Origin of the sequence: Roseateles albus (genome assembly GCF_028595345.1) — a bacterium.
GTDB lineage: Bacteria > Pseudomonadota > Gammaproteobacteria > Burkholderiales > Burkholderiaceae_C > Paucibacter_A > Paucibacter_A albus.
In genome coordinates this window covers 1-20,653 of record NZ_JAQQXT010000014.1, presented here as the reverse complement: position 1 = coordinate 20,653, position 20,653 = coordinate 1, and the positions used below count along the sequence as shown (strand labels likewise).

The 20,653-nt window shown below is 61.7% G+C and carries 24 protein-coding genes and 2 tRNA genes; 19 read left to right on the top strand and 7 right to left on the bottom strand.

Annotated features, from left to right (window positions below; genetic code table 11):
* Positions 1-11: 11 nt before the first annotated feature.
* A complete protein-coding gene (locus PRZ03_RS19310) occupies positions 12-1,538 on the bottom strand; it encodes a helicase HerA-like domain-containing protein (RefSeq protein ID WP_273601874.1) in 1,527 nt (508 codons plus the stop codon).
* Between the two features lie 88 nt (positions 1,539-1,626).
* On the opposite strand from PRZ03_RS19310, the gene PRZ03_RS19305 reads away from it, so the two are divergent.
* From PRZ03_RS19305 to rng, 8 genes are all read left to right on the top strand, one after another.
* Positions 1,627-2,352, top strand: a complete 726-nt coding sequence (locus PRZ03_RS19305) for a YebC/PmpR family DNA-binding transcriptional regulator (protein ID WP_263569965.1) — start codon at positions 1,627-1,629, stop codon at positions 2,350-2,352.
* A 16-nt stretch (positions 2,353-2,368) separates the two neighbouring features.
* A complete protein-coding gene (gene purD / locus PRZ03_RS19300; RefSeq protein ID WP_273601873.1) occupies positions 2,369-3,649 on the top strand; it encodes a phosphoribosylamine--glycine ligase in 1,281 nt (426 codons plus the stop codon).
* Positions 3,646-4,581 (top strand): oxygen-dependent coproporphyrinogen oxidase, encoded by a 936-nt coding sequence (gene hemF, locus PRZ03_RS19295; protein WP_273601872.1) that lies wholly within the window; start codon positions 3,646-3,648, stop codon positions 4,579-4,581. The genes purD and hemF overlap by 4 nt, the downstream gene beginning before the upstream one ends.
* Complete coding sequence (gene nadD, locus PRZ03_RS19290; protein ID WP_273601871.1) at positions 4,572-5,195, top strand: nicotinate-nucleotide adenylyltransferase; 624 nt, start codon at positions 4,572-4,574, stop codon at positions 5,193-5,195. Before hemF ends, nadD begins: the two co-directional genes overlap by 10 nt.
* A 7-nt stretch (positions 5,196-5,202) precedes the next feature.
* Positions 5,203-5,955, top strand: coding sequence for a ribosome silencing factor (rsfS, locus tag PRZ03_RS19285; RefSeq protein WP_273601870.1), 753 nt, complete (start codon positions 5,203-5,205; stop codon positions 5,953-5,955).
* A 14-nt stretch (positions 5,956-5,969) separates the two neighbouring features.
* A complete protein-coding gene (rlmH, locus tag PRZ03_RS19280; RefSeq protein ID WP_263533410.1) occupies positions 5,970-6,437 on the top strand; it encodes a 23S rRNA (pseudouridine(1915)-N(3))-methyltransferase RlmH in 468 nt (155 codons plus the stop codon).
* Between the two features lie 31 nt (positions 6,438-6,468).
* A complete protein-coding gene (locus tag PRZ03_RS19275; RefSeq protein WP_273601869.1) occupies positions 6,469-7,080 on the top strand; it encodes a Maf family protein in 612 nt (203 codons plus the stop codon).
* A 75-nt stretch (positions 7,081-7,155) separates the two neighbouring features.
* Entirely contained in the window at positions 7,156-8,643 is a 1,488-nt protein-coding gene (gene rng, locus PRZ03_RS19270) for a ribonuclease G (RefSeq protein WP_263533408.1), read from the top strand.
* A gap of 11 nt (positions 8,644-8,654) precedes the next feature.
* Here rng and PRZ03_RS19265 read toward each other — a convergent pair whose 3' ends face one another.
* The 3 genes from PRZ03_RS19265 to PRZ03_RS19255 are packed head-to-tail and all read right to left on the bottom strand — an operon-like array spanning position 8,655 to position 11,058.
* The gene (locus tag PRZ03_RS19265) at positions 8,655-10,031 is read right to left on the bottom strand and encodes a GGDEF domain-containing protein (RefSeq protein WP_273601868.1); all 1,377 of its coding nucleotides are present in this window, start codon (positions 10,029-10,031) and stop codon (positions 8,655-8,657) included.
* Positions 10,032-10,048: 17 nt separating this feature from the next.
* On the bottom strand, positions 10,049-10,699 hold the full coding sequence (locus tag PRZ03_RS19260; RefSeq protein WP_273601867.1) for a chemotaxis protein CheC: 651 nt from the start codon (positions 10,697-10,699) through the stop codon (positions 10,049-10,051).
* Complete coding sequence (locus tag PRZ03_RS19255; protein WP_263533405.1) at positions 10,696-11,058, bottom strand: response regulator transcription factor; 363 nt, start codon at positions 11,056-11,058, stop codon at positions 10,696-10,698. Before PRZ03_RS19255 ends, PRZ03_RS19260 begins: the two co-directional genes overlap by 4 nt.
* A 272-nt stretch (positions 11,059-11,330) precedes the next feature.
* Here PRZ03_RS19255 and tolB point away from each other — a divergent pair, with 272 nt between their 5' ends.
* The 6 genes from tolB to PRZ03_RS19225 all read left to right on the top strand — a co-directional run bounded on the left by tolB (position 11,331) and on the right by PRZ03_RS19225 (position 15,338).
* On the top strand, positions 11,331-12,668 hold the full coding sequence (tolB, locus tag PRZ03_RS19250; protein ID WP_273601866.1) for a Tol-Pal system beta propeller repeat protein TolB: 1,338 nt from the start codon (positions 11,331-11,333) through the stop codon (positions 12,666-12,668).
* Between the two features lie 123 nt (positions 12,669-12,791).
* Positions 12,792-13,328, top strand: a complete 537-nt coding sequence (gene pal / locus PRZ03_RS19245; protein ID WP_273601865.1) for a peptidoglycan-associated lipoprotein Pal — start codon at positions 12,792-12,794, stop codon at positions 13,326-13,328.
* Positions 13,329-13,335: 7 nt separating this feature from the next.
* A complete protein-coding gene (gene ybgF, locus PRZ03_RS19240) occupies positions 13,336-14,121 on the top strand; it encodes a tol-pal system protein YbgF (protein ID WP_276595319.1) in 786 nt (261 codons plus the stop codon).
* A gap of 92 nt (positions 14,122-14,213) precedes the next feature.
* Positions 14,214-15,017, top strand: a complete 804-nt coding sequence (locus PRZ03_RS19235; protein WP_273601864.1) for a tRNA threonylcarbamoyladenosine dehydratase — start codon at positions 14,214-14,216, stop codon at positions 15,015-15,017.
* A gap of 39 nt (positions 15,018-15,056) precedes the next feature.
* Positions 15,057-15,132 (top strand) — tRNA-Lys (locus PRZ03_RS19230).
* A 130-nt stretch (positions 15,133-15,262) separates the two neighbouring features.
* Positions 15,263-15,338, top strand: a tRNA-Lys gene (locus PRZ03_RS19225).
* Positions 15,339-15,519: 181 nt separating this feature from the next.
* Here PRZ03_RS19225 and PRZ03_RS19220 read toward each other — a convergent pair.
* Complete coding sequence (locus PRZ03_RS19220) at positions 15,520-16,173, bottom strand: BON domain-containing protein (protein WP_273601863.1); 654 nt, start codon at positions 16,171-16,173, stop codon at positions 15,520-15,522.
* A gap of 197 nt (positions 16,174-16,370) precedes the next feature.
* Here PRZ03_RS19220 and PRZ03_RS19215 point away from each other — a divergent pair, with 197 nt between their 5' ends.
* The 4 genes from PRZ03_RS19215 (at position 16,371) to PRZ03_RS19200 (ending at position 18,436) form a co-directional block, all read left to right on the top strand.
* A complete protein-coding gene (locus PRZ03_RS19215; RefSeq protein ID WP_273601862.1) occupies positions 16,371-16,859 on the top strand; it encodes a hypothetical protein in 489 nt (162 codons plus the stop codon).
* A 404-nt stretch (positions 16,860-17,263) separates the two neighbouring features.
* Positions 17,264-17,464 carry a heavy-metal-associated domain-containing protein gene (locus tag PRZ03_RS19210; RefSeq protein ID WP_263533362.1) on the top strand — a complete coding sequence of 67 codons (201 nt, stop codon included), beginning with the start codon at positions 17,264-17,266 and terminating at the stop codon, positions 17,462-17,464.
* Positions 17,461-17,766, top strand: coding sequence for a hypothetical protein (locus PRZ03_RS19205; RefSeq protein ID WP_263533361.1), 306 nt, complete (start codon positions 17,461-17,463; stop codon positions 17,764-17,766). The genes PRZ03_RS19210 and PRZ03_RS19205 overlap by 4 nt, the downstream gene beginning before the upstream one ends.
* A 10-nt stretch (positions 17,767-17,776) precedes the next feature.
* The gene (locus PRZ03_RS19200; protein ID WP_263533360.1) at positions 17,777-18,436 is read left to right on the top strand and encodes a SagB/ThcOx family dehydrogenase; all 660 of its coding nucleotides are present in this window, start codon (positions 17,777-17,779) and stop codon (positions 18,434-18,436) included.
* 247 nt (positions 18,437-18,683) lie between these two features.
* Here the strand turns inward: PRZ03_RS19200 and PRZ03_RS19195 are convergent, their stop codons facing one another.
* Both PRZ03_RS19195 and PRZ03_RS19190 read right to left on the bottom strand, forming a co-directional pair.
* The gene (locus tag PRZ03_RS19195; RefSeq protein WP_263558929.1) at positions 18,684-18,905 is read right to left on the bottom strand and encodes a hypothetical protein; all 222 of its coding nucleotides are present in this window, start codon (positions 18,903-18,905) and stop codon (positions 18,684-18,686) included.
* Positions 18,906-18,940: 35 nt separating this feature from the next.
* Positions 18,941-19,591, bottom strand: coding sequence for a BON domain-containing protein (locus tag PRZ03_RS19190; protein WP_273601861.1), 651 nt, complete (start codon positions 19,589-19,591; stop codon positions 18,941-18,943).
* Positions 19,592-19,991: 400 nt separating this feature from the next.
* On the opposite strand from PRZ03_RS19190, the gene PRZ03_RS19185 reads away from it, so the two are divergent.
* Complete coding sequence (locus PRZ03_RS19185; protein ID WP_273601860.1) at positions 19,992-20,504, top strand: hypothetical protein; 513 nt, start codon at positions 19,992-19,994, stop codon at positions 20,502-20,504.
* The last annotated feature ends 149 nt before the right edge of the window (positions 20,505-20,653 follow it).

Sequence of the window (20,653 nt, the reverse complement as noted above, 5' to 3'; positions counted from 1 at the left end):
CGAAACGCCGCTCAGCGGCGCCGACTGCTGCTCCCACCCAACAAACTACCCAGCACGCCCCGCACAATTTCGCGGCCGACCGAGCTGCCCATGGTGCGCATCGCTGACTTGGCGGCCGTCTCAGCAAGCCCCGGGTGATGGCCGCCGCGCGGGCCGGTTGTTCCAAATAGCAAGTCTTTGAGGCCGCCGAGCATGCCGCCATCGTCGTCACTTATTGGTGCGGACTGGCTGCCGCCCGGCGCTGCGGCCGTGCCGGTCGTGTTGGCTGGCCCGCCCTTGAGTTTTTCAAACGCCGACTCGCGGTCGACCAAGGCCTCGTACACGCCTGCGACCAAGGAGTTCTTGATCAAGACCTGGCGCTGCTCGGGCGAGATTGGGCCGATCTGGCTTCCCGGCGGCAGCACGAACACGCGCTCGGTCACACTGGGCCGGCCCTTCTCGTCCAGCAGGCTGACCAGCGCTTCGCCGACGCCGAGTTCGGTGATGGCTGTGGCGATGTCCAAGCCAGGCTTGGCGCGCATGGTGTCGGCCGCCGCTTTGACGGCTTTTTGATCACGCGGCGTGAAGGCGCGCAGCGCATGCTGGACCCGGTTGCCGAGTTGGCCCAGCACGGCGTCCGGAATGTCGAGCGGGTTTTGCGTCACAAAATAGACGCCGACGCCCTTGGAGCGCACCAGGCGTACGACCAGCTCGATACGTTCTACCAGCGCCTCAGGCGCGTCCTTGAAGAGCAGATGCGCCTCGTCGAAGAAGAACACAAGCTTGGGTTTCTCCAGGTCACCGACCTCGGGTAGGGTCTCGAACAACTCCGACAACATCCACAGCAGGAAACTGCCGTACAGGCGCGGCGCATTCATCAGCTTGTCGGCGGCCAGCACATTGATGAAGCCCAGGCCCGCTTCGGTCTGCATGAAGTCGGCGATATTGAGCATAGGCTCGCCGAAAAATTTGTCGCCGCCCTGGGCCTCGATCTGCAGCAGGCCGCGCTGGATCGCACCTATGCTGGCGGCCGATACATTGCCGTACTGGGTGGTGAATTGCGCGGCGTTGTCGCCGACATGCTGCAGCATCGCGCGCAAATCCTTCATGTCGATCAACAAAAGGCCGGCGTCATCGGCGATCTTGAAGACCATCTGCAAGACGCCTTGCTGGGTTTCATTCAAGGCCAGCATGCGAGCCAGCAAGAGCGGGCCCATATCGGAGATGGTGGCGCGCACCGGGTGGCCTTGTTCACCGAATACATCCCACAGCGTGGTCGGGCAGGCCAGCGGGGCAGGGGCCTCGATGCCGCGCTCTTTGAGCGTTGCCAAGAGCTTGGGACTGGGGGCGCCCACCTGCGAAATGCCGGTCAGGTCACCCTTCACATCGGCCATGAACACCGGCACGCCGATGCGGCTGAAACTCTCGGCCAGGGTTTGCAGGCTGATGGTCTTGCCGGTGCCGGTGGCGCCGGTGATCAAACCGTGCCGATTTGCTAACGCTGGCAGCAGATGACATTCAATTTGACCGTGTTGGGCCAGCAAAATCGGATCGGACATGAGGGTTCCCTGAGCTCAAGACTAAAATCGCAGTCTATCCAACTAATGTGGGTCGCAAATTTGCAGACCCAGCAGGAGCAAAAGCCACATGGCTGGTCATTCCAAATGGGCCAATATTCAGCATCGCAAAGGCCGCCAAGACGAAAAGCGCGGCAAGATCTGGACCCGCATCATCCGTGAAATCACCGTCGCTGCTCGCTTGGGTGGCGGCGATATCAAGGAGAACCCACGCCTGCGTCTGGCGGTGGAAAAGGCCAAGGGCGCCAATATGCCGGCCGACCGCATCAAGTACAACGTCGACAAGGCCACTGGCAATCTCGACGGTATCCATTACGACGAAATCCGCTATGAGGGCTACGGCATCGGTGGCGCGGCGGTGATCATCGACACGATGACCGACAACAAGGTGCGTACCGTCGCCGAGGTGCGGCATTGCTTCAGCAAATGCGGCGGCAACATGGGTACCGAGGGTGCCGTGGCCTTCCAGTTCAAGCATTGCGGCCAGCTGGTGTTTGCGCCCGGCAGCTCGGAAGACAAGATCATGGAAGTGGCACTGGAAGCCGGCGCCGAGGATGTCATTACCGATGATGACGGCGCGATCGAGGTGCTGACCGCGCCGGCCGATTTCGAGACCGTCAAGAACGCGCTTGAAGCCGCCGGCCTGAAGGCCGAAGTGGCCGAGGTGACGATGCGGGCCGAAAACACCGTCGAGTTGAGCGGTGACGACGCGGCGCGGATGCAAAAGCTGCTGGATATGCTGGAAGACCTGGACGATGCTCAGGCCGTCTACAGCAATGCCAACATCAACGAATAAAAAGGGAAGTCTGCGCATGAAGGTTTTGGTAATTGGCAATGGCGGTCGCGAACATGCGCTGGCCTGGAAGCTGGCACAGGGTGAGCGGGTCAGTCAGGTCTATGTGGCGCCCGGCAACGGCGGCACAGCGCGTGATTCGCGCCTGACGAATATCGCCATCACCGATGTCAAGGCACTGGCCGACTTTGCCATCGAGCAAAAGGTCTCGCTGACCGTGGTCGGCCCGGAGGCTTATCTGGCCGCCGGCGTCGTCGACGAGTTCCGCTCGCGCGGCCTGCGCATCTTTGGGCCGACCAAGGCCGCCGCGCAGTTGGAGTCGTCCAAGGCCTTTGCCAAGGACTTCATGAAGCGCCATAACATCCCGACGGCCGCCTACGAGGTCTTCAGCGATGTGGCTGCAGCCCATGCCTATGTGGATGCCCAGGGCGCGCCCATCGTCATCAAGGCCGATGGCTTGGCCGCCGGCAAGGGCGTCGTCGTCGCGATGACGCTGGCCGAGGCGCATGAGGCGATCGACTGGATTCTGGAAGACAACAAGCTCGGTGTCGTGCACAACGAGGGCGTGGCGCGGGTCGTCATCGAGCAGTTTCTGCAAGGGGAAGAAGCCAGCTTCATCGTCTTGTGTGACGGCAAGAACGTCGTTTCGCTGGCCACCAGCCAGGACCACAAGCGCCTCAAGGACGGCGACGAAGGCCCGAACACCGGCGGCATGGGCGCTTATTCGCCCGCCCCGGTCGTGACGCCCAATGTCCACGCCAAGGCGATGCATGAAATCATCATGCCGACCATCCAAGGCATGGCGCGCGACGGCATCCCCTTCACCGGTTTTCTCTATGCCGGCTTGATGATTGACGCTCAGGGCCAGCCGCACACGGTCGAGTTCAATACCCGCATGGGTGACCCCGAAACGCAGCCCATCATGATGCGGCTCAAGAGCGATCTGCTCGAAGTGCTGCTACACGCCACCGACGGCACGCTCGATCAGGTCGAACTGCAGTGGGACCGGCGCGTGGCACTCGGCGTGGTGATGGCCGCCGGCGGCTACCCACTCAGCCCCCGCAAAGGCGACGCGATCAGCGGCTTGCCGGCCGATGCGGAGGACCATATGGTTTTTCACGCAGGCACCGCCGAAGTAGACGGGCAGCTGCAGACCTCGGGCGGGCGCGTGCTGTGCGTGACGGCTTTGGGCGAGTCGGTGCGCAAGGCGCAGGCGCTGGCCTATGAGAGCCTGGTCAATATCCAGTTCGAAGGCAAGCAGTACCGCCAAGACATCGGCCACCGGGCGGTGAAGCGTTGAATACGCAACTCGTACGGGACTATCTGCTTGACCTGCAGGCGCGCATTGTCGCGGCCTTGCAGGCGGCCGATGGCGGCGAATTCATCAGTGACGGCTGGACCCGCGAGCCGGGCAGCCGGCTAGAGGGTGACGGCCTGTCGCGTCTGATCGAAGGCGGCGCGGTGTTCGAGCGCGGCGGCGTCAACTTCTCCCATGTTCGGGGTCGGGTCTTGCCTCCTTCGGCGACCCAGCATCGCCCCGAGCTGGCTGGCGCGCCGTTCGAGGCGATGGGGGTGTCGCTGGTGATTCATCCACACAACCCCTTCGTGCCAACGGTGCATATGAATGTGCGCATGTTCGCGGCCTTCCCCGTCGATGCCGAGCCGGTCGTGTGGTTCGGCGGCGGCATGGATCTGACACCGTATTACGGCTTCGAGCGCGACGCGCAGCATTTCCACCGCACCTGCGAGGCGGCGTTGATGCCGCATGGCGACGAGCTGTATGGGCGCTTCAAGCCCTGGTGTGATGAGTATTTCTATCTGAAGCACCGCGACGAGCCGCGAGGCATCGGCGGCATCTTCTTTGATGATTACGCCGAAGGTGGCTTCGACGCGGCGTTTGCGATGTTGCGTTCGGTCGGTGACGCTTTTGTGCCGGCCTATCTACCCATCGTCGAGCGCCGTCATGGCCTGGCCTACACCGAGCGCGAGCGCGACTTCCAAGCCTATCGGCGCGGTCGTTACGTCGAGTTCAATCTGGTCTTCGACCGCGGCACCTTGTTTGGCCTGCAGTCGGGTGGGCGCACCGAGGCGATTTTGATGTCGATGCCGCCCATCGTAAAATGGCGTTATCAGTGGGCGCCGGAAGACGGCACGCAAGAGGCCAAGCTGTATAGCGACTTCTTGCGGCCGCGCGATTGGGCGCATGAGTCAGCCACCCATTTATGGCTGTAAAGCTCGGCGGAGCGGGCCGTACCGGCCTGTTTGGCGGGAGTTTTGATCCTCCTCATCTGGGGCATTTGAGCCTGGCGTATTGCGCCTTGACTCAGCTGGGTTTGGATCAATTGCTGTGGATGCCGGCCGGCAGGCCTTGGCAAAAATCCGGCCGAGGTTTGGCCGCACCCTTGCACCGGCGCGCCATGGCCGAGCTGATGGTGGCGGGCGAGCCGAGGTTTTTGGTCGACGACGGCGAGCTGGAGCGCGATGGGGCGAGCTACACCATCGACACCGTGCGGGCTCGCTTGGCCGCGCACCCAGACGAACAATTGTTCCTGGTGATTGGCCAGGATCAGTTCGAGCGCTTTCACACCTGGCGCGACTGGCGGGCCTTGTTAAGTCTGGTGACGCTGGCGGTAGCAGCACGTGCGGGTCAAGAAGTTCAGGGTTCGGCCGAAGTCATGGAAGTCGTCCACGCCGAACCCAACAAAATGCTGAAACTGGCGATGCCGGCGATGCAGGTTTCATCCACCCAAGTGCGCGAGTTGGCCTCGCGCAACGAGGAACTAAGCCCCTTGGTGGGCGACGCGGTGGCGGGGTATATTGCCCTCCACCGTCTTTACAGTGAGTAGGTACTGAATGGACATTCGTAAGCTGCAACGCGCCATCGTCGATGGTTTGGAAGATGTGAAGGCCCAAAATATTTTGGTCTTCAACACCGAGCACCTGACCCCGCTGTTCGAACGCGTGATCATCGCGTCCGGCACCAGCAACCGGCAGACCAAGGCTTTGGCTTCGGCCGTGCGGGTCACGGTCAAGGAGCGCGGCATGGATGTGCTGCGTTGCGAGGGCGAGGAAAACGGCGAATGGATCATCGTTGACTGCGGCGCCGCCGTTGTGCACGTGATGCAGCCGGCCATTCGTGACTACTACCACCTCGAAGAGCTGTGGGGCGACAAGCCGGTCAAGATGGCGCTGGGCGACGGCAAGACCAAGCTGGTCAAGGCCTCGGAAGAAGACGACGAGGAAGAGGCCGCACCTAAGAAGGCAGCCAAGAAGACCGCCGCTAAAAAGGTGGTTGCAGCCTCGCTGCCCGGCAAGCCAGGCGTGGGCAAGAAGGTCGCCGCCAAAGCTGCTGCCGAAAAGCCCGCCGTCAAGAAGCCTGCGGCAAAGAAGCCGGTGGACCGTTCGTCCACCAGCAGCCGTGAGGTGGATCACAAGACGCCTGCTACCAGCACGCTCAAGGTCGGCGCGGCCAAGCCTGCGGTGAAGAAGGCTGCGGCCAAGAAGTCTGCCGTGACCAAGACCGTCGGCGTCAAGCGGGCAGCACCGAAGCCGGCCGTCAAGGCTGCGGTCAAGAAGGCCGCCAGCAAGAAGAGCAGCGACGCCTAAGCTTCGGTTCCGGCATGCGTTTGCTTTTGGTGGCCGTGGGCCAGCGCCAACCGGCCTGGGCCGATACGGCCTATGAAGACTTCGCCAAGCGCTTTCCGCCGGAAATGCGCTTGGAGTTGAAGGCCGTCAAGGCCGAAACACGCGGCAGCAAGACGGCCGAGCAATTGATGGCGGCTGAAGCGCTGCGCATCGAGGCCGCCCTGCCACGCGGTGTGCGCCGGCTGATCTTGGATGAACGCGGCGAGCGCCGCACCAGCATGCAGTTGGCCGAGCGGATGAAGCTGTGGATGGGGGACGGCCGCGATGTGGCGCTGATCATTGGCGGCCCGGATGGTTTGGCGCCGTCATTGAAAGCCACTGCCGACGAAACACTGCGTTTGTCCGACCTGACCTTGCCGCATGCTTTCGCTCGCGTGCTGCTGGCCGAGGGCTTGTACCGCGCTTGGACGGTGATGACGGGGCACCCCTATCACCGAGAATGATTTGTCCGTGATTTGTCCGTGATTTGAGCCCATGAGCGCAGCTTTCGACTTCATCTATCTTGCTTCACAAAGCCCGCGCCGGAGCCAGCTTTTGCAGCAGCTCGGCGTGCGCCATGACCTGCTGTTGCCGGGCGCGGAAGAAGACGCTGAAGGCTTGGAAGCGGAGATCGCCGGGGAGTCGCCTGAAACTTATGTGGCGCGAGTCACCGAGGCCAAGTTGGATGCCGCCTTGGCTCGCTTGGCAGCGCGTGGCCTGCCCGCAGCGCCGGTCTTGTGTTCGGACACGACGGTGGCGGTCGATCAACAAATCCTCGGTAAACCGCTGGATAGCGCCGATGCCTTTCGGACCTTGCGCTTGTTGGCGGGTCGCAGCCACCGTGTGATCACCGCTGTTGCCCTGGGGCTGGGTGAGCGGCGCAGCGTGGCCGTGAATGTGTCCCTGGTTGACTTTGCGCCGCTCCGCGATGAGCAGATCCAGCAGTACATCGACAGCGGCGAGCCCTTTGGCAAGGCCGGCGCTTATGCGATTCAAAGTCAGGCGGCGGCATGGATTTCTCGCATCGAAGGCAGCTATTCAGGCATCATGGGCTTGCCCTTGTTTGAGACTGCGCAATTGCTGAGGCAGTGGGGTGTACGTTTCTGATGCCTAGCGTTTGAATCGTGTCTTGACGCATGTCGGCGAGTTTGCCCGCATGCGTCAACATTCGAGATTAGGGCCATGGAAGATATTCTGATCAACTGGTCTCCCCAGGAAACGCGTGTGGCCGTGGTTGAAAACGGCTCGGTCCAGGAGTTGCATGTCGAACGCGCGCTCGAGCGCGGCTTGGTCGGCAATGTGTACCTGGGTAAGGTCGCCCGCGTGCTGCCGGGCATGCAGTCGGCCTTCATCGACATCGGCTTGGAGCGTGCGGCGTTCTTGCATGTGGCCGACCTGCATGTGAATGGTGCGCCCAGCCATATCCGAAGCCAGCATGCCGAGGGCGGCGTGGCGACGCCTATAGAGCGGCTGGTCTTCGAGGGTCAGACCTTGACCGTGCAAGTCATCAAGGACCCTATCGGCAGCAAGGGGGCAAGGCTGTCGACGCAGATCAGCATCGCCGGGCGCATGTTGGTGTTCTTGCCGCAGGACGATCACATCGGCATCTCGCAAAAAATTGGCTCGCCCGAAGCGCGTGAGTTGCTGCGCACGCGCATGCAGACCTTGGTGGGCAAGCCCGAGGATGGCGGCGGCGGAGGCTTTATCTTGCGCACCAATGCGGAGGACGCCAGCGACGAAGAGTTGGCGTCCGACATCGCCTACCTGCGCAAGGCCTGGGCCGCGATCCGCGAGAAGGGCTTCAACTCCCCACCCGGCAGCCTGCTGCATCAGGACCTGAGCTTGGTCGAGCGCGTGCTGCGCGATTTGGCCAACGAGCGGACCGGCTCGATTCGCATCGACTCCAAGCTGCAGTACGACGTGCTGCACAGCTTTGGCGAGCTCTTCATGCCGGCGGCGACCGCCAAGCTGGAGCATTACAAGGGCGAGCGGCCGATTTTTGATTTGAACAATATCGACGCCGAACTGAGCCGGGCGCTGGCGCGGCGCGTCGACTTGAAATCCGGCGGCTATCTGATTTTCGATCAGACCGAGGCAATGACGACGGTCGACGTCAACACCGGTGGCTTTGTCGGTGCGCGCAATTTCGACGATACGATTTTCAAGACCAATCTTGAGGCGGCCGGCGCCATCACGCGGCAGCTGCGTTTGCGGAATCTAGGCGGCATCATCATCGTCGACTTCATCGACATGACGCGCGAGGAGCACAAGTCAGCGGTGCTGACCGAGTTCCGCAAGCAACTCAGCAAAGATCGCACCAAGGTCACGCTGGGTGGCTTTACGCAGCTCGGCTTGGTGGAAATGACCCGCAAGCGCACGCGTGAATCACTGTCCAGAATGCTCTGCGAGCCTTGCCCGACCTGCGAGGGCAGGGCGCAGGTCAAGACCGCTCGAACGGTGTGTTATGACATCATGCGCGAGATCTTGCGCGAGGCGCGCCAGTTCTCGCCCAAGGAGTTCCGCATCGTCGCCGCCGCCAACGTGGTGGAGATGCTCTTGGACGAGGAAAGCCAGCATCTGGCGGGGCTGTCGGACTTCATCGGCAAGCCGATTTCTTTGACCGCGGAACCCAGCAATCAGACCGAACATTACGATATCGTGCTGCTCTGAGTGCTTAAAAATCAGGCGTGGCGGCCCTTCATGCCATTGAGCTGATCTATAAAACCGGAGATATCGTCGTCGGTACGTTTGCGGCTCAGTTTGTGCTCGTACATGGCACGATCTGCCTGGGCCAGCAAGGCATCAATCCCCTCGCCTTGGCGCGGGAAGCGTGCCACTCCCATGGAGCAACCCACTTGAACGCTGGCGTGAGTGCCGTTGAGGGCCAAAGTCATGGGGCGGCTGATTGACTGCGATAACTTGCTCAGCAAATGGTTAACGTCCTTTTCAGGCGGAGCCTCCGGAAATAGTATTGCGAACTCGTCACCACCCAGGCGCGCCACTAAGTCCTCTGCCCGCAGCAGCTTGCGCAGGCGCGTGCCGACTTGTTGAAGCACTTGGTCACCCGCTGCGTGACCATGCTCGTCATTGATGGCTTTGAAGCCGTCCAGATCCAGGTAGACGATGGCCAACTCGCCGCTCAAGCTTTGCGCGCCGGCCAATGCCGCGCGCAGGCGCTGCTCAAAGCGGCCCCGGTTGGGCAGGCCGGTCAAGTTGTCATGATTGGCTCGGTGCTCGTGTCTCTGAGCGCGTTGCTGCAATTCGGTGACGTCCATCAAGGTGCAAATAAAGCCTACCGGCACCTGATTTGTATCCCGAATTGGCCCCGCCTCCAGTCGCAGCCAACGCTCGTCCCGACCCTTGCTGATTTGGAATTCCTCGGTCAAGCGTGTCGCTGATTCCGTGGCCGCTTTCCATCGACGGTGGAAGGCTTCGGCCTCCTCGGCTGCCAACGCGCTGGTCCAATTGCTGCCCAGATCCGCAGGGAAGTTCAGGCCCAACAGTTCCTGGCCACGGTCATTGCAATAGGTCAAGCGGCCCTGCATATCGGTCTCGAACAAGCCCACCGGCGCCAAGCGGGCCATCTCGCGAAAGCGCAGGCTGTGACGTGCCAAATCCTCTTGTGCTTGCTTGAGCCGCGCCAGTTCTTCGGCCAATTGGCGGGCTTGCAGCTTCAGCAGGGCTTCGCGCCGGATGGTCTCGCTCATGTCGCGAATCTGCAGCAGGCATTGCCGTCCTGCGCTGGAGCTCAAGGCGCTGACGTCGATCGACTGATGAATGCGCTCGATGGCCGCACCGCGCAGGGGGTAGAGCGGCAAGGGCATCGGGTGAAAGGCATGCGAGAGCCGGTTCGAGCGGCCGCGGTTCAAGGCATCGTCGACCACCTGCAACAAGCGCGGATCAATGGCGTCACCAAATGCCTCGACCAAGCTCATTCCCACGACCGATGGGCTTAAGCGGCCATGCGAGCTGATCCAGCGATTGACGATCTCGATCTTGCCTTCGGCGTTGAGCAGCACGACACCGAGGTCAAGCACTTGGACGGCGGCGTCATGCATGGTTGGTGGTGCCAGCTTCAGTTGGGGGCAGCCGCATCGTCGGCGAGGCCGAAGAAGCGCTGTATCAGGCTGATGACGGTTTCCAGCGAGGGCAAGTCCATCAGGAACAAGACAAAACCGGTCACATCTTGGCTGCTCATGCGCATGCCTATGCGCGCCACCAGCACGATATCGCCTTGGCTTTGCTGGCCAAACAAATCCAGCGGCAATACCCGCTCGACGCTCGGCAAGGTGCCAATCATCTCGGTTTTGAAGATGCCGGCCAGACTGCTCATGCAGCTGTTGATGATGATGTTGCCGATCTCTCCCAGAGCGTCTTGCTCCAACTCGCTGACATGCTCAAGTGGCGTGCCGGTGTCGCCCAGCATGCGACGCACGATCTCGAGGCCGCCGCGCTCAGGGAAGAGCAACAGGGTTTCGGTGGCCAGTTGGGTGTCGGCGCTGTGAAACGACTGCGAGATGCTGCACAGCGCCGGGTTGCTGTCGGCCGAGGGCAGACCGGCCAGTCGCTCCACCAATTGCTGACGCGTGAGGATTTCTACCTCGGGCACGCTGACATGGACCTCCTCGTTGACGATGTCGGCAAAGGAAGACGCCGCTTCGCCCAAGGCCAGGTTGAAGGCCTCGGCCAGCGCGTCTCGCTCCAATTCACCCAGCTGCGTTCTCATGCGGGCCCCAGCAAGGCCAGGATCTGATCGATGACTTCTGCCTTGGCGGGCTTCTTGAAAATGGGCACACCAAGCGCCTCGGCCTTGTTGCGCATCGCGTCCTGCACATTGGCAGTCAGCAAGGCGATGCGAAGCTGGGGTGCTTGCGCTCGCAGCACCTCGGCCACTTCGATGCCACTCATATCGGGCATATTGATGTCCAGCACCACCAGGTCGGGCAGCGCCTCCAGGGCCATGGCGAGGGCGCTGCGCCCATCTCCGGCCTCGGAGATCGCAGCTTGCGGCAGGCGGTTGCGGATCAGGCCGCCGACCACCGTGCGCGAAACCTTGCTGTCATCAACCACCAAAATGTTTGTCATAGTGGGCATCAAGAACCGCCTTTTGATTGGGCTTAGAGGGCTTCTGCTTCGATTCGTACGTTGTGAATGTCAGCGACGTAGGGCTTGAGTGGATTCTGCGTCAAAGACGGTGTCGAACTGAAAAAATGTGGCCCTCAGTAGTTGCCTATTTCCTTGCTTTGGCTTCTTTGCTTTGGCGGGCGAGGGGTGGCTGAATCTGCGAAAAACGCCATTCAGGCAGAATAGACGGCAGTTTGAATCCGTACCGATAGGTGCATTTGATTGCGAGCCCCATGCCCGAGCAACCCAACCTGAATCGATCTTCGCGCTGCATCAGCCGCCGCACGGCCTTGCTGCATTCAAGTGGCCTTTTTGTCGGGGCCTTGGCCGCGAGCAGCTTCAGTCTGACGGCGCAAGCTCAGTTCCGGGTCGATATTTCCGGTGTCGGCGGCACGCAGATGCCAATCGCTTTGCCGGATTTTCGTGATGAGGCGCGCGCCGGTCAGCCGGTGGCGGCCATCATCCGCTCCAATCTGGAGCGCAGCGGGCAGTTCCGCATCATTGACGCGCCTGCCGGCATGTTTGAGGGCAGTCAGCCGGTTTGGTCGGAGTGGCGGGCGCGCAATGCCGATGCGTTGGCGGCCGGTTCTGCGGCCCGCTTGGCCGATGGCCGGGTTGATTTGCGCTACAAGCTTTGGGATGTGGTCAAGGGCCAAGACCTCGGCGGCGAGGCGCATGCCGTGGCGCCCGAGGATGTGCGCCTGGGCGCGCACCGGATCGCCGACACCATCTACCAAAAGCTGACCGGCGAGCGCGGCATTTTCGCCACCCGCATGGCCTATGTCACCAAGGCCGGCGGGCGCTACAGCCTGCGCATCACCGATGCCGACGGCGAAGGCGGCCAAGTCGCGCTGGCAAGCCCTGACCCCATCATCTCGCCGGCTTGGTCGCCAAGCGGCAAAGAGTTGGCCTATGTGTCGTTTGAGTCGCGCAAGGCGGTGGTGTGGATTCAGGATGTTCAGACCGGGCGCCGCCGCGTGTTGGCGGACTTCCGCGGCACCAATAGCGCGCCGGCGTTTTCGCCCGATGGGCAGCAGGTGGCCTTGACGCTGTCGCGCGAAGGCGGCTCGCAGCTCTTCATCATGAACCGGGATGGCAGCGGCTTGCGGCGGCTGACGCAGAGCTCGGCGATCGATACCGAGTCGGTGTTCTCACCCGATGGGCGTTCGATCTATTTCGTCAGCGACCGAGGCGGCGGCCCGCAGATCTACCGCATGGCGGTGGGAGGGCAAAGCGGCACGGCCGAGCGGGTGACGTTTAACGGCGCTTACAACATCAGCCCGGCCATCAGCCCGGACGGCCGCACCATGGCCTTTATCACGCGGCAGGGCGGCAATAGCTTTCGCCTGAGCGTGATGGACTTGGCCTCCGGCGCGGTGCAGCAGATCAGTGATAGCCACGATGACGAAAGCCCAAGCTTTGCGCCGAATGGGCGCTTGCTGGTCTACGCCTCGCGGGCGGGCGGCAAAGACGTGCTGATGACCAGCACCTTGGACGGCAAGATCAAGGCCAAATTGATCTCGACCTTGGCCGATGTGCGCGAGCCTACTTGGGGCCCCTTTGGCCGTTGAGGGCGGGCTGTCAAGCCTTGATGCTAACTTGTTGGATAATCGCCACTGTAGTCCGCTGAGTGCTTGGCGCGCGGTGGGCCATATGGGTATGGATCTGTGATCGTTTTTGAAGGAGTGACCCGAATGAAGATGAGTCGTTTTGCGATGAGCTTGGTGGTGCTGGCCGTGATGGCCGGATGCAGTTCGCCTGTCAAGCTGGATGAGCCGGCGCCTGTGGAAACACGCCCCGTGGCACCCAATAGCTCGGCAACCAGCGGTGCCAGCAGCATGCCTATGGCCGAGTCCAAGGTCGCGACCGTTGATTTGGGCGCTCAGCTGACCGCTGCCGTTGCCAACCAGCGCGTGGTCTTGTTCGACTTCGACAGCTATGTGGTCAAGGATGAATATCGCGGCTTGGTCGAAACCCATGCCAAGCGTCTCGCCAATGACCGCAAGCTGGCCCTCAGCCTGGAAGGCCACACCGACGAGCGCGGTGGACGCGAGTACAACCTGGCCTTGGGTCAGCGCCGTGCCGAGGCCGTCGCCAAGTCCTTGAGCCTGCTGGGCGTGGGCGCGGCGCAGGTCGAGCCGGTCAGTTTCGGCAAAGAAAAGCCTGTGGCGCAAGGCAGCGACGAGGCCGCTTGGGCCAAAAATCGCCGCGTTGAGCTGAAGGACAAGTGAAGTGAGGCTGCAGCGTCAGCAACTTTGCCGGAGCTTGACGGCGCTGGCCGCCAGTGCGCTGTTCAGTTTGTCGGCGCAGGCAGCCCTGTTCGATGACGACGAGGCGCGCAAGGCCATTCTGGAACTGCGCAATCGGGTTCAGCAAAGCGAAGATGCTCAGCGCCTGCGTGTCGAGCAGCTCGCTGCGCAGTCGCAGGAGCAGCTCAGCCCTTTGCGACGCAGCATGCTGGATCTGAATGCGCAGATTGACACCTTGCGTCTTGAGATAGCCAAGTTGCGCGGCCAAAACGAACAGCTGGCCCGCGACCTGTCGGAAACCCAGCGCAAGCTGAATGATCAGGCGCAGTCCTTGGATTCGCGCTTGAAGCCGTTGGAGCCTCAAAAGGTTCAGCTGGACGGCAAAGAATTTCAGATCGAACCCGAGGAGCGCCGGCAGTATGAGGCCGCGATGGGGCTGATTCGGCGAGGAGACTTTGCCGAGGCTGCGACCGCGATGGCGGGCTTTTTACGTCGCTTCCCGGCCAGTGGTTACGTCGACTCTGTGCGCTTTTGGCTCGGCAATGCCCAGTATGGCAAACGCGACTACAAAGACGCGATAGCGACCTTCAAGACTTTCATCTCCGGCAATCCGCAGCACCCCCGTGCCGCTGAGGCTTTGTTGGCCCTGGCGAACAGCCAAATCGAGTTGAAGGACGTCAAGTCGGCGCGCCGCAGTCTGGAAGACTTGATCAAGGCTTACCCCGGCACCGAGGCCGCGCAGGCGGGCAAGGAACGGCTGGCGGCTTTGAAGTAAAAAGCGAAACAAACCTGCTTGACGAGGCCCTGCTTGCGGGGCCTTTTTTCTTCAAGCTCTTCATCCTCACTCGACCTGCTCAGATTCCAGCTATGCAAGACAGTTTTCACATCAAGGCGGATACCGAGCGGCGCTTCGGTGGCCTGCGCCGCCTCTACGGCGACGCTGACTACCAGCGCCTGCGCGGCGCACACTTTGCTGTCGTGGGACTGGGCGGCGTTGGGTCTTGGGTGGTCGAGGCCTTGGCGCGCAGCGGGGTTGCGGGTCTGACCCTGATCGACTTTGACCAAGTGGCCGAATCGAATGTCAACCGCCAGGTGCAGGCTTTGGGCTCAACTCTAGGCATGGCCAAGGCGGAAGCGCTGCGCTTGCGGATTCAGGACATTCATCCCGAATGCCGGGTCAGAGTGATTGAGGAGTTTGTCGACGAGCAGAACTGGCCCGGTCTGCTGGACGGCGCGGAGGCGCCCTTGGACGGTCTGGTGGATGCCTGTGACCAAGTTCGAGCCAAGGCTCAGTTGGCGGCTTGGGCGCTGCAGCAGCGCCTGCCTTTTGTCGCGGTGGGTGCGGCCGGCGGCAAACGAGAGCCGCATTTGATGAGCATCGAGGACTTGGCCGACACCAGCCACGACCCCCTGCTGGCCAGCTTGCGGCAGCGCTTGAGGCAGCATCATGCGGCGCCGCGCAAGGGCAAGATGGGGCTGGCCTGCGTGTTCTCGCGTGAACCTGTGCATCGCCCGACAGTCGGTGATGGTGACGAGACCTGCGCCGTCGACGGTAGCCTCAACTGCCATGGTTATGGATCAAGCGTCGCCGTCACGGCGAGCTTCGGCATGGCTGCAGCGGCAGAGTTGATCAAGATTCTTTTGAAGAATTCGCATAAGTCTATTGCGTGACACCGGGAATTAAGATTAGAATAGTGAGCTTCGCTTGATGGGTCGTTAGCTCAGTTGGTAGAGCAGCGGACTTTTAATCCGTAGGTCGCAGGTTCGAGTCCCGCACGACCCACCAAATCTAGCAAGCCTGTGAATTGAGTATATGTTGGCTGAAAAGTTAATATGTACAAAAAATAGGTTATACTGCGAAGCTGAGTGAACTGAGGTGAATTAATACTATTCACTGATAGTTTGCGCAAAGCGTAGGGCTCTTAGCTCAGTTGGTAGAGCAGCGGACTCTTAATCCGTAGGTCGAGTGTTCGAGTCACTCAGGGCCCACCAAAAATAAGAATGAAATCAAGCACTTAGCGGAGACGCTAAGTGCTTTTTTCTTGCCCTTCGAATACTCGGTGGTCGGCTTTTGGATACTCGACGGGATTTCAGTTGGATGTCTTTGCCCCGTGCTCTCGCACCGCGTGGGCTGGAGCGGCGTCAACAAGAGTCTTCAGCGCTGTCTGGGTGTTCAAGTCGCCAGCGTCATCTTGTCAACAACACTGATGACACCCGGCGTAGCCCAGGCCGAGCTCGTTGCTGTTTCCCGCTCCGCCCAGCTGTGAACCGTGCCCGACAGTGTCACGTCGGCGCCGCGAACCACAACACTGATCTTCTTGGCATCAGCGAGCGCGGCGCGCTTCAGCGCGGCTTCGATGTCAGATTTGACCAAGGTTGCTGACAAGCTCGGCATGATGCTGATCTGGTTGCTGACACCGACGACGCCCATCAGGAAACGTATGCTGTCGGCCGCTGCCTGCTTCTGAAATTGCCAGTCCACATCGCCTGAGAGGGTGACCCAGCCGCCTTCGACCATCACCTTGAGGCCGCCGGCGGGCAGCAAGGAACTCCACTCCAGCACGTTATCGACGGCCGCCGCAATATCGGTATCCGTGCGTTTGCTCAGACTGGTGAGATGTACCTTCAGCTCGGTGCTCATGGCCTTGACGCCAGCCACTCGCAGCGCGGCGCTTTCGGCACTCCATTTCTCCGCATAACTGTCAACTTGACCCGCCAGGGTGACGACACGGTCTTTCACTTCAACGCCGATGCGCGCGGCATGCACCGAGGGTTCCCATGTCAACTCTGCGCTCACGTCTTGCTGCAATTGACTGTCGGTTTTCATGGCGGTGTTTCCTGAGGGTTGAGAGAGCCGCAGCTTGAATGCCCGAGCTTCGAGGGTCTGTGCGACAGCGCACAGGCGCCACGGATCCAGTCCGCAGCGATGCAGCGCGCGACGAATTTTGAGCGCTCGGAAAGACCGGCAAAGCCCTGCCTGCTCGGGGTCTGGCGACGCGCCGCAGGCCCCAAACTGCTTTCACGATGGCATCCCCACAGCACACACCCGAAGCACCCAAGCATGCGCTCTGGGACCTCAAATTCACAAAGCTGGCGCAGGACCTTCAGCCGCAGTTGAATGCCCTGAGGCTGGAGCTGCTCCGCCGCTACAAAGCGATTGGCTTGGCCATCGATACGAACGTCCGGCAAACGCCGCGCGGGCTGTCGACCCTGCTGGCTCTCGTCGGTCAACGCGGCCTGATCTGCATCGTGGACATCACGCTGATCGATGGCATGGCGGTCGGCCACGGGCCTTTGGCCTCACTCGACATACGACTGCTGGATGCTTGCGGCGATGTGGCGGCAGAAGGAATTGGCCGCAGCGCGCTAGGACAAGCTTTTTGCGCCAATCTGGCTGCTCAGGCGCTGAGCGCTGAGCAGCTTGACCGGGCGGCGACGGCGGTGTACGTGGCGAGTCTGGCGCACTTCGATCTGCTGCGGCCCGCCTCTGCAAACGCCGGCAATGCTCACTGAAGGTCCGCCGCTTGCTGGGTCAGTCCCGCAGCCAGGGGGGCTCAAAGAGATCATCGGGCAGCAAGACTGCCGAAGGCGGCCAACCGGTCAGTAGTTCAGGTTCATCTTTTCGAGGCTGTGGCGCACGCCGGCCGTGCCCAAGGCTGAGCTCCTTGCGAGCTCGCATTCGGCCCAGTTGTGGACGCTGCTTGGCCTTGCAGCCGGCATCGTATGAAGTTCCGGCAGAGTCGCCAGCGTGGCGGAATTGCAGGCTTTGTCTTCGCCAGCTTCATTAAGCTGCGCTCAGTGCATGGGGACATCCAGTCTTGGGTGCGGCAACGAACAGAAGGCACGCGCTCGAACGCGCAAGATGAGTGCATGAGTTCGACCATCACGCCCTCCCAAACCGCAAGGATCTGCCCATCATGATCGCCTTTCAAGTCAGTGATATGAGCTGTGCTCGCTGCGCCGGTGCCATCACCAAGGCGCTCAAAGAAACCGATCACGGCGCGCTGGTGCGGGTGGATATGGCCACCTTCACGGTCGAGATTGAACCTAGCCGCGCCAGCGCCCGGGAGTTAAGCGACGCGATCAAGCGGGCCGGCTATTCGCCGGTGGCGGCATGAAGACCTTTGCGGTGTCCAAGGTCGGCTTGGACGCGGGCGGGCGCATCACCTCCGTGCTCTGGGGGCAGGTGGATACCGAGCGGAATGTCTGGGCTGCGCCCGAGGTTGAGGCACCTGTGCTCGCGGCGGTCGAGGCCCTCAGCGCGGGCGACCGTGTGTTCGCGTTGTTCCCTTCATTGCACGGTCATGTCCCGGAGCGTCAGTTCGTGGTGGCAGACTATGACGGCGGGCGGGCGACCATTGTGATGGATGGCCCCGCAACCCACGAACGCGAGGTTCACGATATGGACCGGCTTGGCTGAGCAGCAAGATATGAACACCCTTACCAAACTCGCCTTGGGCCTGATGGGAAAGCTCAAGCCCTTGCCACCAATAGGCGATGCAGTCGCGCGGCAGGCCTTGCCGCCGCCCTCGCTCACCGGCGGCATGCCGCTGATTGCGGCGCTCGCGAGCCGGCAATCGCGGCGCGAGTTCGCGCCCGAGCCCTTGCCCGAGCAGCAGTTGTCCGATTTGCTGTGGGCGGCGGCCGGCATCAACCGCCATGTTGACGGTGGCCGCACCACACCCAGCGCGATGAACTCGCAGGAAGTGCTGCTCTATGTGGCGATGCCGCAAGGCTTGTTTCTTTACGAGCCGCACGAGCATCAGCTCAGCTTGGTCGTGGCCAGCGATGTGCGCCGGGTCACCGGCCAGCAGGACTTTGTGGACAGCGCGCCGCTGGATCTGGTTTTTGTGGCCGACCACTCGCGCATGAAGCTGGTGCCGGCGGCGCAGCGCGAGGCCTATGCCTTCGCGGCAGCCGGTGCGATGGCGCAAAACGTCTATCTGTTTTGCGCCTCGGAGGGCTTGGCCACCGTGATACGCGCCTGGTTTGACCGCACGGCTTTGTCGCAGGCCATGGGTTTGCATGCCGATCAGCAGTTGCTGCTGTCGCAGACGGTGGGGGCGATCAAACCGGGAGAGGCGGCGTGACGAGCGCTCAATACCCGCACTCCGCTCCGGCAGCGCCGAGCCAGGCGACCAGGGAAATCTCCTCTACTCGCGGCTAGCACAGGCCGTTCGAACGCGGCCTGTGCTCAGCAGCTTCTAGGGCCTACTTGACGCCTGCGGAGATGTGGTGGCACAGGGTCTGAACCATGGTGACCAGATCCATCCTTGGCACGAAAATTCGTTCGCCGAGCCGCTCGCGCGGCAGGCCTGAAGTCGCAACGCTGCTGGCTCAGTCCAACAGCACCAGATGGCCATGATCTTGGGCGGCTTCGATGTCTTCGATCGGCAAAGCCACGGAACTCTGCCCCCGCGTGCCCCAGATGATGTCGATGGAGCGCCCGCCCAGGCTTTCCACCAGGCAGGGGCCGATGGGAATGTTCTGCTTTCTACCTCTGCCGGCCGTATAAGAAACGGGGCCGGTGATGCGCGCGCGATGTGTCGTGATGTCCATGTCCATTGCCTCGTACTTGGTCTGGTCTTGATCGCTTAGACGAGGTTCATTTTGTCAACGACATTGCGCACACCGGCGCTGCCCCAGGCGGAGCGCGTGGCGAGGTCGCGTTCGGCCCAGCTGTGCACGGTGCCGGTCAGGGTCACATCGGCGCCTTTGACCTCGACGGCAATGGTCTTGGCATCCGCCATGGCGCGGCGCTTGAGCGCGGCCTCGATGTCCGATTTGACGACCGTGGCCGATAGCGAGGGCTTGATGGCGATCTGGTTGCTGACCCCAATCACACCCAGCAGGTAGCGCACGCTGTCGGCAGCGTCCTGCCGCTGGAATTGCCACTCCACATCGCCCGACAAGGTCAGCCAACCACCTTCGACCAGCACCTTGACCGCGTCCGTCGGCAGCGAACTCGTCCAGCTCAAGATATTGCGGGCCGAGCCGGCGATGTCGGCATCGGTGCGCTTGCCGAGCTGTGACAGTTTGATCGTCATGTCTACCGCCAGCGCCTTGACGCCTTGCACGCGTTGCGCGGCACGTTCGGCATTGAGCTTCTCGGTGTAGCTGCTGACCTCACCGGCCAGCGTCACCACGCCGTCTTTGACTTCGACGCCGATCTGCGCTGCATGCACAGAAGGCTCCCACTTCAGTTCGGCCATCACGTCTTGCTGCAGCTGTGAATCAGTTTTCATCTTGCTTCATCCAGGTCGTTAAGGAAGCTTCAGCATGCGCGCGCCAACAGGGCCTTTCTGTGCGACAGCGCACGCTGAACGAATTTGAAGTTAGGGGGGCATGGCAGGCTTGTTCGCACCATGTGCGCTGTCGCACAGTCGAAGGCGCAGGCTCTGATTACGCTGCAGTTTCCAAAGCTGTTTGCCTCAACCTTTGATTGGAGTTCTTGATGAACAAAAAGTACCAAAGCCCCTGGCTCTCACCAGTGCCCGGGCGCCCTGCGAATCTCCTGCAGTCAAAGGTCTCGAGTAAGCCGCAGTCAGGGCAGAGCGGGCCAGCTGCCCTGACCCAACCGAGCGAACCGAACGAGGTTTTGGGCCGGCACAAGAACACCGGTCAAAAAGACCACAAGGGCGCACGATGAGCCGCGCCAGCGTCAGCGCGTTCTTGCCGGCCTCCGCAGGCCCGCAGGCCGCCGAACTCGAAGTGCCCAGCGGGCGCGGTTTCATCGCCTTGCTCGAGGCTTTCCGCGCAACCGGCGGCACGGCGCCGGCTGAGATCGTGGCGCGCTTGCTGGAGGAACATCAGCCTGGCCCGGCCACCAGCCTGGCCCAACGGATCTACACCGGCCAGGTCTTTGGTTTTGAATGGCGCGCCAGTCTGTGGATCCCGATGTTCCAGTTCGAAGCGAATGACCTGGCCTTGAATGCGGCTGCACAAGCCGTGCGCGCCGAGCTGCCGACGGTTTGGTCAGGCTGGGCCTTGGCGGCTTGGTTTGCGGCCGCTAACGCGCAACTTGAAGGACACAGCCCCGTTGATATGCTGAGGTCGGATCTGGACGCTGTGCTGCAGGTGGCGCGGGCTCAGGAAACTGCCGATGAATTTGTGCCCTATCACGCGCGCCGTGCAGTAGGTCTTGGCCGGCACGTGTGATCGCAAGTTAGGGATTCGGTCAAGTGCTTAGTCGGCCCTGCAAAACCCCGCCAACCCCCATGGCTACTGACATCTCGGGGTGAATGCCAATGGCCAGAACTCCCAAAAAGATATTCAATCGCTATTGATTTTTGGGAGTTCTGGAGGGT